General features: G+C 66.7%; 14 protein-coding genes. 3 read left to right on the forward strand and 11 right to left on the reverse strand.

The genetic code is table 11. The annotated features are described in order from the left end of the window. Positions 1-158: 158 nt before the first annotated feature. Positions 159-488, reverse strand: a complete 330-nt coding sequence (locus tag ACNFIC_RS01420) for a cupin (RefSeq protein ID WP_138217441.1) — start codon at positions 486-488, stop codon at positions 159-161. Between the two features lie 72 nt (positions 489-560). Here ACNFIC_RS01420 and ACNFIC_RS01425 point away from each other — a divergent pair, with 72 nt between their 5' ends. Both ACNFIC_RS01425 and ACNFIC_RS01430 read left to right on the forward strand, forming a co-directional pair. Further along, positions 561-1460 carry a LysR family transcriptional regulator gene (locus tag ACNFIC_RS01425; RefSeq protein ID WP_416779429.1) on the forward strand — a complete coding sequence of 300 codons (900 nt, stop codon included), beginning with the start codon at positions 561-563 and terminating at the stop codon, positions 1458-1460. A gap of 103 nt (positions 1461-1563) precedes the next feature. Then, positions 1564-2763 (forward strand): MFS transporter, encoded by a 1200-nt coding sequence (locus ACNFIC_RS01430; protein WP_416779431.1) that lies wholly within the window; start codon positions 1564-1566, stop codon positions 2761-2763. Between the two features lie 48 nt (positions 2764-2811). Here the strand turns inward: ACNFIC_RS01430 and ACNFIC_RS01435 are convergent, their stop codons facing one another. After that, positions 2812-3423 (reverse strand): LysE family translocator, encoded by a 612-nt coding sequence (locus tag ACNFIC_RS01435; protein WP_138217444.1) that lies wholly within the window; start codon positions 3421-3423, stop codon positions 2812-2814. A 98-nt stretch (positions 3424-3521) separates the two neighbouring features. Between ACNFIC_RS01435 and ACNFIC_RS01440 the strand changes: the two genes are divergently transcribed. After that, on the forward strand, positions 3522-4496 hold the full coding sequence (locus ACNFIC_RS01440; RefSeq protein ID WP_138217445.1) for a GlxA family transcriptional regulator: 975 nt from the start codon (positions 3522-3524) through the stop codon (positions 4494-4496). A gap of 46 nt (positions 4497-4542) precedes the next feature. On the opposite strand, the gene ACNFIC_RS01445 is transcribed toward ACNFIC_RS01440, so the two are convergent. The 9 genes from ACNFIC_RS01445 to ACNFIC_RS01485 form a co-directional block, all read right to left on the reverse strand. After that, positions 4543-5400 (reverse strand): CAP domain-containing protein, encoded by an 858-nt coding sequence (locus ACNFIC_RS01445; RefSeq protein ID WP_138217446.1) that lies wholly within the window; start codon positions 5398-5400, stop codon positions 4543-4545. A gap of 326 nt (positions 5401-5726) precedes the next feature. Further along, positions 5727-6338 (reverse strand): cell wall hydrolase, encoded by a 612-nt coding sequence (locus ACNFIC_RS01450; RefSeq protein WP_138217447.1) that lies wholly within the window; start codon positions 6336-6338, stop codon positions 5727-5729. A 47-nt stretch (positions 6339-6385) separates the two neighbouring features. Continuing rightward, entirely contained in the window at positions 6386-7303 is a 918-nt protein-coding gene (locus ACNFIC_RS01455; RefSeq protein WP_138217448.1) for an AEC family transporter, read from the reverse strand. 138 nt (positions 7304-7441) lie between these two features. Continuing rightward, positions 7442-8113, reverse strand: coding sequence for a phytanoyl-CoA dioxygenase family protein (locus ACNFIC_RS01460; protein WP_138217449.1), 672 nt, complete (start codon positions 8111-8113; stop codon positions 7442-7444). A 67-nt stretch (positions 8114-8180) separates the two neighbouring features. Continuing rightward, positions 8181-8765, reverse strand: coding sequence for a biliverdin-producing heme oxygenase (locus ACNFIC_RS01465; RefSeq protein WP_138217450.1), 585 nt, complete (start codon positions 8763-8765; stop codon positions 8181-8183). 102 nt (positions 8766-8867) lie between these two features. Beyond that, the gene (locus ACNFIC_RS01470) at positions 8868-11003 is read right to left on the reverse strand and encodes an HlyD family efflux transporter periplasmic adaptor subunit (RefSeq protein ID WP_416779436.1); all 2136 of its coding nucleotides are present in this window, start codon (positions 11001-11003) and stop codon (positions 8868-8870) included. Then, on the reverse strand, positions 11003-12358 hold the full coding sequence (locus ACNFIC_RS01475) for an efflux RND transporter periplasmic adaptor subunit (protein WP_416779438.1): 1356 nt from the start codon (positions 12356-12358) through the stop codon (positions 11003-11005). Before ACNFIC_RS01475 ends, ACNFIC_RS01470 begins: the two co-directional genes overlap by 1 nt. Next, positions 12355-13110, reverse strand: a complete 756-nt coding sequence (locus ACNFIC_RS01480; protein ID WP_416779439.1) for an efflux RND transporter periplasmic adaptor subunit — start codon at positions 13108-13110, stop codon at positions 12355-12357. The genes ACNFIC_RS01475 and ACNFIC_RS01480 overlap by 4 nt, the downstream gene beginning before the upstream one ends. Then, complete coding sequence (locus tag ACNFIC_RS01485) at positions 13100-14776, reverse strand: TolC family protein (protein ID WP_416779441.1); 1677 nt, start codon at positions 14774-14776, stop codon at positions 13100-13102. The genes ACNFIC_RS01480 and ACNFIC_RS01485 overlap by 11 nt, the downstream gene beginning before the upstream one ends. Positions 14777-14793: the final 17 nt, after the last annotated feature.

Consider the following 14793-nt stretch of genomic DNA (forward strand, 5'->3'; position numbering starts at 1 on the left):
CATTCGGGACCGATTGTCGCAGGTGTAAATGCGTCGGGCTGTGGGGAAAAGTGTAGATCGGGTGGCGAAAAAGGGCTTAAAAAGCGGCGCTCCACGTGATGGGCATGTCATCGCCTCTCGACCATCGTCGTAGAGGGGCGGGTCAGGGCGCATTGCTATCAGCCTGGATAGAACACTGCCAGCCACACGGTCGTTACCCCGGCTTCGGTCCATTCCACCCGATGTTTGCAGTGCGGTGGGATGTTCAGGTGATCACCGGCGCGCAGCACGCGCGTGTCGCGCTCGTGGGCCAGGCGCAGCCCGGCGCTACCGCTGAGCACCGCCACCCATTCGCCTTCGGGCTGGTCGTACCAGAACCCCGGCGGGCTGGCCTGGCCGCTGGAGACGATACGTTCGATACGTAGGCCCGGGCGGCTGAGCAGGGCGTCGAACTGTTCGGCGGCCTGAGGATCGATGGCGGGCAGGGCAGTGAAGAGGTTGTCGGGCATGCGCGTCTCGGCTGTGGTTGATTCCAGGCCCTGATTGTAGGAAGGTTCCGGGCTTTGCCCACGGATATTCGCATGGACAAGCTGCTGGCGATCAAGGCGTTCATGGCCACTGTCGAGGCTCAAGGCTTTTCGGCGGCGGCGCGCCGGCAGGGCGTTGCGACCTCGTCGGTGACCCGCCTGGTGGATGCGTTGGAGGCAGAACTGGGCGCCACCTTGCTCAATCGCTCGACACGCCAGGTTAGTCTTACCGAAGCCGGTGCCGGTTACTACCAGCGTGCCAGGGACATCCTCGAAGCCCTCGCCGAAGCCGATGCGCGGGTCGCCGACCGTGGCGAGGAGCCGATTGGCGTGCTGCGCCTGTGCCTGCCCGTGGAGTTCGGCCGGCGGGTGATCGCCCCACACCTGGGCGGCTTCCTCGCACAGCATCCGGGACTGGAGTTGGACATCGACCTCAGCGACCGCTTCGACGACTTGCTCGAGGGGCGTTACGACCTGACCATTCGTCTGGGGGAGCCGGCCCCCAGCGACGAGTTGGTGTGTCGACAGTTGGGACGTTTCCAGCGGTGGCTGGTGGCCAGCCCCGAGTATCTGGCGCAACAGGCGGTGCTGGAGCATCCCCGGCAACTGCTCGCTTGCGCCTGCCTGCGCTTTCGCTATGGCCAGTCAGCGCGCCCCTGGCGCGTTCGCGGTGACGGTCAGGACCTCGAACTGAACGTCGCTGGCCCGTTGCGCAGCGCCAATGCCGACCTGCTGCGTGAAGCGGCCCTGGCGGGGAGCGGGGTAGCGCTATTGGCCGACTGGCTGGTGCGCGAGGATGTCGCAAGCGGGCGCTTGCAGCGCCTGTTCGCGCACTGGCAAGTCAGTCCTGGAAGTGCCAGCGACGCGATCAATGCCTTGTACCTACCCAATCATCGTGGGTCTCGACGGGTGATGGCGTTCGTCAACTTCGTCGAGGGGCTGCTGATCGACTAGCGTTGCGCACTACGCAACGACCTGTTGCGTGAGTGATGGATTCTACGCAACGCCACGTTGCGCCAAGATGCGCCTACATTCCCACGTGCATCGAGGCTTCCCCATGCTTCCCTCTCTTGCTGTCGCCCAGCCATCAGCCCCAGGCCTGAGCCGCGCCCTGGTGACGCTGCTGGCCTTCTGCTGCGGCGCCATCGTCGCCAATATCTACTATGCCCAGCCCATCGTCGGTTTGATCGCCCCGGACCTGGGGCTGTCCGCCGAGCATGCCAGCTGGATCGTCTCGCTCACCCAGCTGGGCTACGCCCTTGGCCTGTTGCTGCTGGTGCCACTGGCCGATCTGCTGGAGAACCGCCGGCTGATGATCGCCACGGCGGTACTGGCCACCGTCAGTCTGCTGCTGGCGGGTACCAGCGGGCATGGCCAGGGTCAGTTGTTTCTCGGCTATGCGCTGCTGATCGGCTTCAGTTCGGTGGCGGTGCAGATGCTCATCCCACTGGCCGCGCACCTGGCGCCAGAGCAGCAGCGTGGCCGTGTGGTGGGCAACATCATGGGCGGCCTGTTGCTGGGCATCCTGCTGGCCCGACCGTTGTCGAGCTTGGTGGCTGACCACTTTGGCTGGCGCGCGGTGTTCGTCGGCGCGGCCGGGGTGATGCTGGCGATCATCCTGCTGCTGGCCTTGACCCTGCCGCGCCGGGTGCCGGAGCACAAGGCCAGCTATGCCCAACTGATGGCGTCGTTGCTGGTGCTGCTGCGCCGTTATCCGCTGCTGCGTCAGCGCTCGCTGTACCAGGCCCTGATGTTCGGCGCTTTCAGCCTGTACTGGACCGCCGTGCCGCTGGCCCTGGCCGGTGAGTATGGCCTGTCGCAGAGCCAGATCGCGCTGTTCGCCCTGGTCGGTGCTGTCGGTGCGCTGGCGGCGCCGCTGGCTGGGCGCCTGGCCGATGCCGGGCATGCGCGGCGCGCTTCGCTGCTGGCCATGGGACTGGCGCCGCTGGCACTGCTGTTGGGGTTGAGTGCGCCGGGTGCCGGGGTGATCGGCCTTGGACTGACCGGTGTGCTGCTGGACTTCGCCGTGCAGATGAACATGGTAATCGGCCAACGTGAGGTGTACGCCCTGGACCCAGCCAGCCGCGGGCGGCTCAATGCGCTGTACATGACCAGCATCTTCCTTGGCGGCGCGCTGGGTTCGGCATTGGCCAGCGCGGTTTATAGCCAGTTCGGCTGGAGTGGCGTCGCGACGCTGGGGGCGGGGCTGCCGGGGTTGGCTCTGCTGGTGTTCCTGATCAAGTCGCGGCGCGCCTGAGGTGGCGACCGCTGGGCAAGTGCGGCACCGACTGGCCGCGCGACGCGCTCAACGGGTCAATGGCAGCACCACGCCAATCAACGCGAACAGGCTGCCACACCCCCGGTTGAAGCCCTTGCCGCCCTTGGCCAGCCAGGGCCGCACGCGAAAGGCCAGGCGCGCCAGCAGGTACTCGACCACGCATTCCACGCTGGCAAAAGTCGCCGCCATCACCACCAATTGCACCAGCAGGCCCCGTTGTGGGTCGATGAACTGGGGCAGGAAGGCACCGTAGAACAGCAGCACCTTGGGGTTGGCCAAGGCCGACAGCAGGCCTTGGCGGAACAACCCGGCGTTGTCCAGTCTTGCGGCGTTCGCAGTCTGCGCCAGCTGCAATGCCGGGCTGCGCCACAGTTGCACTCCCAGCCACACCAGATAGGCGCCGCCGACCCACTTGAGCACCGTCAGCACCGAGGCCGAGGCTTGCAGCAGGGCGCTCAGGCCGAACATCGCCAGGGCGATCAGCGCGCTGAAGCCAACCACCCCGCCGACGATGGTGAACAGCGTACGGCGTGCGCCATACAGCGCCCCGTGGGTGAGCGCCAGCAGGCTGTTGGGGCCTGGGGTCAGAGAAAGACCGATGCTGGCGAGCAGGTAGATGAGCCACGTGTCGAGTGCCATGCCGATGCCTTTGTGTATTGGACGGGGCCAGTGTAGGGCCGGCAACGGCTTTTGCAGGGTATGATCTGGTCATTCGACGGTAATATCTGGACAAGCCCATGACCCCTGATCTGCGCCTGTTGATCCTGCCGCTGCCTGAGTTCGCGTTGTTGCCGTTAGGCGCGTTCCTCGACAAATTGCGCTTTTCCGCCGATGACGAGGATTACAGCCGGCAGCGCTACTGCACTTGGCGCATTCTCGGCCTGGACGCCGAGCCGCTGGTGTCGAGCAGTGGTGCGGCGCTGCAAGTCGACCTGCTGCCTGCGCAGGTCGACTGGCAGGCATTCGATTACCTGGTGGTGTTCGGTGGGCGCAGTGCTGCTGCCACGGCGGCGCTGGCGACGCGCTATACCGCGCTGCTCAAGCGCGCGGCCAACGCATGCGTGAAGCTGGTGTGCATCGACAACGCGGCATTCTTGCTGGCAGCTTGCGGTTTGCTTGATGGCCATAAAGTGGTACTGCACTGGCGCCATGAGGCCGAGTTTCGCACCGCGTTTCCACGGATTCAGGTGTTGACCGAGCAGTTGTACTGCTTCGACGGTGGACGCATCAGTTGCGCCGGAGGCACTGCGGCCATCGACCTGGCGGTGGCGCTGATCGCCCGTACTAGCGGTCGGGAGCGTGCGCTCAAAGGCCTGGCCGACATGCTGGTGGACGAAAGCCGCGACAGTCGCCACGCGCTGCGTTCGCTGGACGCAGCGCCCGGGCACGCACGCCAGGTACAGCGGGCGGTGGCGTTGATGCGTCATCACCTGGGCACGCAGGTGTCGGTCGAGCAGTTGGCGGCGACGCTTGGGATCAGTCGGCGCCAGCTGGATCGACAGTTCCAGGCGAGTTATCAGATGAGCGCCAAGGCTTGGTGGCATGAAATGCGTCTGCAACAGGCGCGTTGGCGATTGCTCAATTCGAGTCATGGCCTGGGGCAGATCGCCGAGGAGGTGGGCTTGGGCGATGCCAGTTACCTGGGCAAGTGCATCCGCCAGCGTTTTGGCTGCACGGCGTTGGCGTTACGGCGCCAGGCGTTGGCTGGATAGGCGCAGCGCCCCTTCGCGGGTGTATTGCGCGAGGGGGCGAGCAGTTTCACTGCGGCGTTGCGAACAACCCCGTCCAGTAGATCCCGGCATCGCTCTTCGGGTCCACGGCATAGGCCGCGCCCATTTCGCGGTAATCGGGGTTCATCAGCGTGGCGCAGTGCCCAGGGCTGGCCAGCCAGCCGTCGACCACCTTGCGCGCACTGTCACGGCCGGCGGCGATGTTCTCGCCGATCTGCCGGTACAGATAGCCGGCAAGTTCGGCGCGGTCGCCTGGGGTGCGACCGTCCTTGTCCAGGTGATCGAAGAAATTCTGGTTGGCCATGTTGCGCGTATGGTTGGCAGCCACTGCCGCCAGGGTGGTGTTCCAGCTCAGCGCCGGTGCGGCGGGGAAGGGCTGGCCGCCACACTGGCGCGGTACGTTACGCGCCGCGTTGACCTCTTGCAGCAGCTTTTGGCCCTCGGCCTGCCAATCGCCCAGGCGGCCGCTGAGCAGCGGCCGGGCCAACACGATGCGCCAGTCGCGACCCTCCTGGCTGACGCCGATGTCGACGAACTGCGGATCGAGTATCACCTGGCAGAAGCTTTCTTCGATGGCCTTCATGGCCGCGCTGGCATCGCGCGGGCCAGACAGGCTGATGGCCTGCACGTTGACCATCGGGTAGGCGGCACGGCTCATGGCCTGTTGCAGGTCACGGGTGCCTTCGGGCGACAGCGCCAGGCGGGTGTCGCTGTTCAGCGGCCCCAGTTCCAGCGATGCCTCGCCGCCGCAGCGCTGGGTCTGGCTGCGGTAGCTGTTGATCGTATCGATCAGTTGCGCTTCTTCGCCGGTGAAGGCCGAGGCACTGGCCGAGGCCAACAGGCCCAGCGACAGGCCGAAAAGGCAGGCAACGGATGGGACGCGCATGTGGATCTCCCTGTAACTGGCAGCGTCGGGTTTTGCGCTGCTCATCCTACACAAGCCCAAGGCGTTTGGCCCGGTCCCGTGCGCTGTGCATGAACGCCGGGGCTATCGGCGGTTCATGGCAAAAGAGGGAATAGACCGTAGTCTGGCCGAAAAGTGCGACAACCTGTGCACGTCAAGCAGGATTGATCCAAGGCATGTCGCAGTCACCTCGCCGTGCTCGTGCGTGGTTCGCGGCTCCTTGTATCAATCGACACTGCACACGCGTGGCTGTTCCGCGGTGCCGGCCGCGCAGGCGGTGATAAACCCGCTCACCGCGAGCGCCCCTGCTAGCGCGCCAGCGCCTGGTTGGGCTTGTAGAACAGGAAGTGCGTGGTCTGCGCAGTGCGCCGGTAAGCCTTGGCCCACGCGGGATGCACGCTGCGATCATGGAAATACAAGGCGCCATCGGTGGCGTCCTTGAGCTGCTGGTTGAGCGCCTTGCGCGCGATTTCCTTGGCCACTGCGTAGCGCTCGGGCTCCTCGACCTGGTCAGGGCGCCCGTCGCACCACCAGGAGAACTGGCAGCTCTTGCTTTCCACCCCCTGCTTGACCACCGCGCAAATGCTGTCGGGGAAGCCGTCATGGCCCACGCGGTTGAGTACCACGTTGGCCACTGCGCTCATGTCCTCGGCGTCGGCGCCTTTGGCCTCCCAGTAGAGGGTGCGCGCCAGGCAGGTGATGCTGTCGTCCATGGGCGCCTGGCCCACCGGGTCTACCGCCTGGACCTCGGCGGGGGTGATCTTTTCCTTGGGTTTGGGCGGGGGTGCATCCTCGACCACTTTTTGTTCGAGCACCTGCGCCTTGTCTTCGGCGACCGCCGCCTTCTGGCTGTCGGCGGCGCTGAGTGGGGCTGTGCACAGGGCCAGGGAGAAGCCGAACAGCATCAGGTGAGCGCGCATGGTCGAGTGTCCGCTGAGAAGGTGACGGTGAGTCTAGCTGCGCGCCGTCAACTCAGGGTCAGGCTCAGCATCAGCGGCAGGGTGATGGCGGCGGCCACGGTTTGCAGGGCGATGATGGTCGCCATCAGCGGCGCGTTGCCGCCCATCTGGCGGGCCATTACGTAGGATGAGGAGGCGGTCGGCAGGGCCTGGAACAGCACCGCCACCACCGCTGCCGGGCCGCCTAGACCGAGTAGGCGGCACAGGCCCCAGGTGGTCAGCGGCATGACCAGGAACTTGAACAGCGAGGCAGCGAGCAGTGGTTTGGCCTGTTGGCCCAGCCGTGCGCCGCCCAGCGCCGCGCCCACGCACAGCAGCCCTAGCGGCAGGGCCGCCTGGCCCAATGCCTTGACCGTTGGTTCGAGCCCCGCCGGCAGGCCGATGCCAGTGACCCGCAGCAGCAGGCCACTGGCGCAGCCGATGATCAGCGGGTTGGCGAAGATCGCCTTGAGTACGCTGAGCGGCGAGCTATGACGCGCGCTGAAGCGGGCGAACACCAGTACGCAGAGCAGGTTCACCAGCGGCACGATCGAGGCGTTGGCCACGGCCGCCAGGGCGATACCTGCGCTGCCGTAGATCCCACTGGCTAGGGTCGCACCGATGTAGTTGTTGAAGCGCACGCCGCCTTGGAACACCGAGGTGAAGTCAGCCCCATCGTGGCTGGCCGCGCCCTGGTAGAGCAGCAAAAGCAGGGCGCCGAGTAGCGTGGAAAGCATCAGCACGCCGACCATGCCCAGCACCGGTACGCCGTCGAGGTTGGCGGTGGCCAAACCGTGGAGAAACAGCGATGGCAGCAGCACGTAGTAACTCAGGCGTTCTGCCCCTGGCCAGAATGTGTCGGCGAGAAAGCCGCGCACCCGCAGCCAGGTGCCCAGGGCGATGAGCAGGATGATGGGGGCCAGGGTGGTCATCAGCAGGTGCAGCATGTTCGTCGGTCCGTGGTCGGGTACCGGCACAGGTTAGCGGAGGGCAGTCAGCAGAAAAAACGGTGTTTTCTGCAGTGACCATTGAGAAAAACTCAACTGTATGGACGCAAGGCCTGGTGTGGGCCGCTGGTGTAGCGCTTACGCCGTGGTTCGGTTTGGCTCGAAACACTCGCTGCAATCCATCCGCACATTGCGCAACTTCGCTGTGCGCAGATGCGCCGCATACAGCGGCTCGGCGAAATAGCCGATCAATAGCGTGCGTCGACGACCGCCCTGCACGTTCAGGCTGCCGGCATGCACCAGGTCGACGTCGAACACCAGGATATCGCCGGCCTGCCCACTCAGTTGCTGCGTGTGCGACTCGTCGTCGAAGTTGAAGGGCGCCTCGCCCACGCCTGGGCGGTGGCTGGCCGGGACCAGACGGGTGGCACCGTTGTCCGGGCCATAGTCGTCGAGAAACGCCAGGGCGCTCACGCTGTCGCCCGGGCGTTGGCTCGACAGGTCACGGTGCAGCCGTTGATGGCCGCCACCGGGCATCGGTTCGCGGCCCTCGACCTGGGCCAGGAAGAAACGCTCGCCAATCAGTTCACCTGCCACTTCCAGTAGCGCTGGCAGGCGACACAAGGCCTGCACCGTGGGGTCGTGGTCGAGCTGTGCGTGGCGCCAGTCGTGGCCGCGAGGTACCGGCCATTGATCGCTGGGCAGGTAGCCTGAGTCGAACGTGGCGCGTAGCCCTGGCAGCCAGTGGCTGGGTATGGCCCCGCGCAGCAGGGCGTATCCGCTTCGATGCAGTTGTTGGCGATCCATCATGTCGTTCCCGGGCGCTAGGGGCATCGGGCGATGGTAGCGGCGCTGGACCAGGATGGCGAGTTGTGGCTCAGAAATGCGCCTTGAGTGCCTGCCGATAGAAGTCGAACGCATCCCGCGCCCCTTCGATGGCGGCCTCTTGCTGCGCGGGCAGCAGGTCCAGCCCGTCAAGCAGGGCGACGAATGCGCGCCAGTGCAGGCCACGCCCCTCGGGGTGGGCGGCCAGGTGGCGCGCGCCATGGCTTGCCCCCAGGCCGATCAGTTGGCTTTGCTTGAACAGGAACGCTGCGCCTAGGTTGGAGCCTTCGCTGCAATACAGCCAGCCGATCGCGTGCCAGGCGTCCGCAGGTTCCACCGACTGCGGCTTGGCCGGCACGTCCAGGCCCAGGTCGCACAGGTCGGCGCACACCGCCTGATAGCGCGGCAGCTCGCGCAGGCCCGGTAGCAGCGCGTTGAGTCGAGGCTGCTCGTAGAGTGCGTCGATGGCGCCGTGGAAGGTGTGTTGCAGGCGCAGGAAGCAGCCGTAGCGCTCCAGGTTCTCGAAGGGGCGGGCCGCCATCACCAGGGTGTCGACGCTATCGTGGTCGCTGCTGGAGCCGGCCTTCAGGCGTTTGCTCAGGGGCAGTTCCGGGATGGCTTGGAGCAGGGCATTCATGATGTCGTTCCAGTCAGTATTCGGGTTGCCTGCATGATGGTCAGCGACGCGGCTTCGGACAACGGGCTGACCATTAAGAATGCTTAAGGCCCGCGCCAGGGCCTAGAACGTCGACTCGCGAATCACCACCACCAGCGCCCGGCGTAGCGCTTGCAGCAACGGGCTGCGCGCAGTGCCTGTGATGATAGCCGTACCGCGCAAGGTCGTCAGGTCTGTCGCGTCAGCGGCCGCTGGGCTGAGCAGAACCCGGTACAGCGCCTGCTCCGGTTCAGGCACCTGCTGGGCATCGAGCTTGGCGGCCAGCGCCCCTTGGTACACCGAGGCCAGTTCCGGGGCCGAGGTGAGCTTGCCGGTGGCGGTCTGGCTGACATCGTCCACGTTCAGTCGCAGGCGCGCCCGACTGGCGTCCTCGGGCACGAACCAGGCCTCGGCACCGGCCAGGATGCGCTCGCGGTCGGCTTCGGTGACGAACGCCTCGACCCGTAGCTGGCGCTCATCTACCAACGTGCCCAGCCATTCGCCGGCTGGCAGCCATTCCCCCGCCGCCAATGGCTCGGCCAGATCTGCCATGCGCCCGGCAAACGGGGCGCGCACCTGCAATTGCGCCAGTTGATCCTGTAGCGCCTGACGCCGCTGCAAGGCCACCCGTAGCTCATCCTGGGCCACCGCCTGGCGTGCGGCGCCTTCGCTGGCGCGCACTTGCAGGCTGCCTTGCTGGCGCAGCAGGGCGATTTCCTGCTCCAGGCGCGTCAGATCGTGTTCCAGCCCAGGCGATACCAGGCGTAGCAGGGTCTGCCCGGCGTGTACCGACTGGCCGGGCTCGACTTCGATCGATTGCAACTGGGCATCAGCCGGGCTCACCAGGATCGCCTGCTGCTCGGCGCGTAGCAGCGCCGGGGCGTCGATGCGGCTGCTCCACGGCAGGATCGACAGGGTCAGCGCCAAGGCCAAGACGCCTGCGAATGTCAGGGTGTTGCGGTTCATGCGGTAGTCCTTGCGACGTTGGTGCCAGTGCCCAAGCTCCTGCCAGATCGGTCGCAGGATGAAGTGCACGATCTCGACGACGAACAGCAGCACGCCGAGCAACTTGAAGGCAAAGTGATAGACCAGCAGGGCAATTCCCAGGAACAGGAAAAAGCGGTACACCCACGTGGCGAAGGCATAGCCCAGCATTACCCGGTGCAGCCATGCACTGAAGTATTCCGGGCGTGGGTCCCCCAGGCCGAACAAGGCCTCGCGCAGGCGCCAGCGCGCCAGGGCGAAGGCGCGCTCTTGCAGGTTGGGCACATCCAGCAGGTCAGCGAACAGGAAGTAGCCGTCAAAGCGCATCAACGGATTGAGGTTGACCGCAAGCGTCAGGATCCACGTGGTACTGGCCAGCATGAACGCCGCACTGCGCAGCGGGCCGTCGGGCAAGAAACTCCAGGCCAGCGTGGCCCAGGCCGCCAGACACAGCTCCACGCCCATGCCGGCAGCGCCGATGGCCAGGCGCTGATGGCGTCGGGTCAGGCGCCAGGCACCGCTGGCGTCGGTGTATAGCACCGGCCACAACACCAGCAAGGCCACGCCCATGGTCGGCACCCGGCAGCCGAAGCGCTTGCAGGCGTAGGCGTGGCCAAACTCATGCAGCACCTTGCTCAGGCTCAAGGTACAAGCCGCCAGCAGCGCACCTTCCAGGCTGAAGAAGTGCAGGAACGTGTGGGTGAAGCTATCCCACTGGCGTGTGGTCAGGTACAGCCCCAGCAGCGCGGCCAGTACGCTCGCGATCACGAAGCCGCGCCCGAACACGCGCTGCACCGTTGGCAGGGTGCGCTCGAGAAACGCGTCCGGGCACAGCAGCGGGATGCGGATCGACAGGTAGTGTTGCAACAGCCAGCCGGCCCAGCCAGTCTGGCCGGCCTCGCTACGCTGACGCAGCTCGCCCAGAGCACTTTCGCCCGCCACATCGACCAATTGCTGGCTGCGCAGGAACTGCGCGAACTGCTCAACTTCCTGGGTTTGCATGGCCAGGGTGGTGCGTTGGCTGATCGCTTCGGCGACCCCCTGGGCGCTGCCTGCGGGCCAGTGGGCGAGCATTTCTGCCTCGGGCCAGCCGATGCGGTAGAAGCGGCCACGGGCCGGGTCTTCCAAGGTCCAACTGGGCGAGCCATCGCGCGAGCGGGGGCCCGGATGCAGGCGCAGGCTGCGGCGCAGGGCTGGCAGGCGGGCTTGGCCCGGGGGCAGGGCAGGTGCGTTCATCACCACCCCAGGTACACGCGTGCGGCGGCCAGCGGGCGACGCAGCAGGTAGTTGAACAGCAGCGTGCGCTCGCCATACAGCTTGGCGGTGCCTTTGAGACCCACCCGCAGGCGCGGGTCGTCTTCGCTGAACGCCGCTTGCAGGCGGTAGGCCATGGTTCCGTCACTGCTGGGCGAGGCGCGGTAGCCGTGGCGTTGCAGGGTCGCCTGCAGTGGGCTGCCGGGTTGGCTGTTGAGGAACAGGCGTACTTGTGCGCCGGGCGCCAGGGCGATGGCATCGGCCACCGGCAACAGCACCTCCAGGCGCGTATCGCGTGGGTCGGCCACCTGCATGATGCGCTCGCCCAGCGATACCGGGCGGCCGATCCAGTCGCTGGGGTCGTCGAAGATCGCCACCCCATCGCGGGGGGCGAGGATACGCGTGCGTTGCAGGTTGCCTTCGAGGTAGGCGACATCGGCGCGGGCCTGGTCGCGGCGGGTTTGCAGCTCGGCGAGCTGCGCCTTGGCGCGTTCGTCGAACAGCGCCTGCTGGCGGGCCTGGCGCAGTTGCGCTTCGGCGGCGGCCAGGCCCTGGCGGGCGTTTTCCAGGCGGCTGTCCAGCTCGCGATGGTCCAGCTGCACCAGCGCCTCGCCCTGGCGCACGGTTTGGTTGGGTTGGACCAGGATGCGCTCGACCACCGCCTGCAAGGGGGCTCGCAGCACCGCAGGCTCGCGGGCGACGATCTCGGCGGGGGCCAGTACGCTCTGGTGCACCGGCAGCAATGCCAGCGCCAGCGCCACGGCGGCGCCGATCATCACGGCGCGCTTGGGGCGTCGACGCAAGCGCTGCAACAGCGCGGGCTGGCTGTGCTGCGTGAGGCTGGCCCATGCGTGGGAATAGGCGTCTTGCAACAGTTGCAATAGCGCACGCTCGGCATTGCCGGGAGCCCCCTCGCGGCTCAGCAGCAAGGCCCCCAGCCATTCTCCGTCGCGTCGACGCAGCGGCAACCAGATCAATTGCGTGGCCAGGTAATCCGGCCACGCCTCACGGCTTTCTGGGGGAGCATCTGTGCAGCTCAGCACGCGCAGTTCAGTGGCCTGCGCCTGGCCCTGCCAGTACTCGCACAGGCGCCCCAGCCACTGCACGAAAGGCGCGTTGGCCTCGACCTGGGACAAGCCCGAGCAGTGCGTGACCCCCGGCCCGCCGACTTGCCACAGCAGGGCTTCGTGGTAGTCGAACAGTTGGCGGCTGTCGTTGACCATCAGGAATCCCAGTCCGCTCAGGTCGGCTTCGGCGCGGGCGCGGCGCTCCAGTTGCAGCAGCAGCGCCATGCGCTCGGCGCGTGTGTCCCGGGCGGGCCGTACGGCAGCGTTCACGATCCGGCTCCTGGCGGCGCGAGCAAGGCCACGCCACTCATGCCCGGCAGCAGTGCCGAGGTGTCGCCGGTCATGCGCGCGAACACCTTGAGCGACTGGCTGACCGGGTCGATGGCGGCGCCCAGGCGCTCGACCTGGGCCTGGTAACGCTGGCCGGTTTCATCGAGCTGTACCTCGAATGTCTGCCCGGCCTGGAGCCAGCCGAGCCAGGCCGACGGCACGATCAGCTCCAGCTGATAGACACTGTCGTCGTAGATGGCCAGCAGCTCGGTGCCCTCGGCCACGTGCTGCCAGCGCTGCACCATGCGCTGCGAGACACGTCCGGCGAATGGCGCATTCAGCGTGCAGCGCCCGAGCATGGCCCGGCCCACGCCGCTTTCGGCCTGGGCGATGGCCAGGTCGGCGCGGGCCTGGGTGACTTCGCTCTGGCTGATCGACTCCAGCGCATCGAGCTTGCGCGCCACGTCGAGCTTTTTCTGCGCCCCGGCCAACGCGGCCTGACTACGGCTGAGCTGGGCCTTTTGCACCGAGCAGTCGAAGGCCGCCAGGCGCTGGCCCTGCTTGAAGGTATCGCCTTCCTTGACCTCCAGTTCCACCAGCTTGCCGCTGATCTCGCTGGACAACACGGTCTGGCGGATCGGGCTGAGCTGCACCCGCAGCTCGCCGTCTGCACGGTCGGCCTGGGCGCGTTCGGCGGCTACCGCCATCAGGATCGCCAGGATGGCCGCCCACTTGCGTTGCCTAGCGGCCATGGTCGTGCTCCACCGGCACCAGCTCGGCCCCGCGCAACGAACCCAGGCTTTCCCACATATCCAGATGCACGACCTGGCGTGCTACTGGGGCTGGCGTGGCCTTGGCCAGCACCGGCAGCGGTGGGGTGAGCGCGACCTGCTGGGCGGCGGCGATACCGGCCGGGATCTGGCCCTGGTTCAGGCGCACGCTGTTGGCGGCGATGGCCTGGCTCAGTTGGGCGATGCCGGCGCCGGCAATACGCTCAGGCAAAGGATCCAGGCCGGCGGCCTGGTACACCGCGCCATGCGCCACTTGCAGCTCGGCATAGGCGCGATCCCGAGTGCGGGTCGCCAACACGGTTTCGGTGGCGGTGCGCACACGCTCCAGGCGGCTTTGCGCCTGGCTGGCGTAGGCCCGCTCGCTCTGTTGGTAGATGCCACGTTGGACCTGTTGCAGTTCGCTCGAACGCTCATACACCTGACTGGCGCGCTGGAACTCGCGCCAGGCCACGTTGACTTGGGTCAGCACGGCCATGCGCATGGCTTGGCGGCGCAGCGCGGCCAGTTGCTGGCGGCTCTCGCCGGTCTGCTTGACGCTGGGGTAGGCCAGGACGTTGAGCAGGTTCCAGCTCACCTGCAGGCCGGCGTCGGCCCAGTGATCATTGACCAGGTAGCTGTTGCTGTCGTAGTTGCTGCCGACGAACAGGTTGGCCCCTGGCAGCAGCTTGAGCAGCGCGGCGCGCGATTCGAGCACGGCGTTACGCGCCTGGTAGCTTTCGCTGCGGATCTCCGGGCGCTGGATCATCGAGGTGACTTCCAGGTCGGCCAGATCGTAGGCCAGCGCTGGCCGGGCATAGCTGCTCTCGGCCGGTGCAGCCAGGCTGTAGGCGGTGTTCGGCGGCAGGTTCATCAGGCTGGCCAGGCGCGCCTTGGCCACCGATAGCTCAGCGTCAACCACTTCCAGCTGGCGGACCATCTCCAGCAGGCTTTTCTGGTAGCGCAGCGATTCGATTGGCGCCTGCAAGCGTTGGCGCTCGCCTTCGCGGGCTTGCTCCAACGCTGCGCGGGCATCGCTCAGCGCTTGTTGCACCTGGGATTGCAGGCGCTCGGCGCCGGCTGCCTGCCAGTAAGCTTCACGCACCTGCTGGACGATGTCGGCGACTACCTTGCGGCGCGTTTCCTCAGCGGCCAGGACCTTGTTGGCCTGGGCTTTGGCGCTGAAGTAGCTGACGCCGAAATCCAGCACGTTCCACGAAAGGCGCAGGTTGGCGTCGCGGCTGGCGCGGTCGGTACTGGTGGAGGGTTCCAGCGATTGCCGGCCAGTGGTCACCGACTCGCTGGAGGAGCCCGCCACGTTGTCGCGCCCGCGCCAACCGGCGCTGGCCGCCAACTGCGGCAGCAGGCCGAGGTTGGCCGTGCTCAGGGTGTTGTCCTCGAGTTGGCGCTGCATCAAGCCGACGCGCTGTTGCACGTTGTACTTCACGGCGCGGGCCATGGCCTCTTCGAGGGTAACCGGTCGGGTCAATGGCTCTTGTGCAGCGAACAGGCTCTGGCGGTCGGCGTTGGACTCGGCCAGTTGCTGCTCCGGGGTCAGCGGCTCGGGTTTCACGGCGCAGGCTGACAGGCCCAGGGTGGCGCAGGCGATGGCCAGGCTCAGCGAGACGCGGTTCAAAGTCGTGCGGGTCATGTGTTCAAGCGTCCTTG

Origin of the sequence: Pseudomonas sp. NY15463 (assembly GCF_048068415.1) — a bacterium.
In the GTDB taxonomy this organism is placed as follows: domain Bacteria; phylum Pseudomonadota; class Gammaproteobacteria; order Pseudomonadales; family Pseudomonadaceae; genus Aquipseudomonas; species Aquipseudomonas mosselii_C.

Excerpts from the sequence above, each read along its gene's own strand:
- ACNFIC_RS01440 (WP_138217445.1), top strand. The coding sequence starts at position 3,522 with ATGACCCCTGATCTGCGCCTGTTGATCCTGCCGCTGCCTGAGTTCGCG.
- ACNFIC_RS01450 (WP_138217447.1), bottom strand. The coding sequence starts at position 6,338 with ATGCGCGCTCACCTGATGCTGTTCGGCTTCTCCCTGGCCCTGTGCACA.
- ACNFIC_RS01430 (WP_416779431.1), top strand. The coding sequence starts at position 1,564 with ATGCTTCCCTCTCTTGCTGTCGCCCAGCCATCAGCCCCAGGCCTGAGC.
- ACNFIC_RS01480 (WP_416779439.1), bottom strand. The coding sequence starts at position 13,110 with ATGGCCGCTAGGCAACGCAAGTGGGCGGCCATCCTGGCGATCCTGATG.
- ACNFIC_RS01455 (WP_138217448.1), bottom strand. The coding sequence starts at position 7,303 with ATGCTGCACCTGCTGATGACCACCCTGGCCCCCATCATCCTGCTCATC.
- ACNFIC_RS01460 (WP_138217449.1), bottom strand. The coding sequence starts at position 8,113 with ATGATGGATCGCCAACAACTGCATCGAAGCGGATACGCCCTGCTGCGC.
- ACNFIC_RS01445 (WP_138217446.1), bottom strand. The coding sequence starts at position 5,400 with ATGCGCGTCCCATCCGTTGCCTGCCTTTTCGGCCTGTCGCTGGGCCTG.
- ACNFIC_RS01465 (WP_138217450.1), bottom strand. The coding sequence starts at position 8,765 with ATGAATGCCCTGCTCCAAGCCATCCCGGAACTGCCCCTGAGCAAACGC.
- ACNFIC_RS01435 (WP_138217444.1), bottom strand. The coding sequence starts at position 3,423 with ATGGCACTCGACACGTGGCTCATCTACCTGCTCGCCAGCATCGGTCTT.
- ACNFIC_RS01425 (WP_416779429.1), top strand. The coding sequence starts at position 561 with ATGGACAAGCTGCTGGCGATCAAGGCGTTCATGGCCACTGTCGAGGCT.
- ACNFIC_RS01485 (WP_416779441.1), bottom strand. The coding sequence starts at position 14,776 with ATGACCCGCACGACTTTGAACCGCGTCTCGCTGAGCCTGGCCATCGCC.
- ACNFIC_RS01420 (WP_138217441.1), bottom strand. The coding sequence starts at position 488 with ATGCCCGACAACCTCTTCACTGCCCTGCCCGCCATCGATCCTCAGGCC.
- ACNFIC_RS01470 (WP_416779436.1), bottom strand. The coding sequence starts at position 11,003 with ATGAACGCACCTGCCCTGCCCCCGGGCCAAGCCCGCCTGCCAGCCCTG.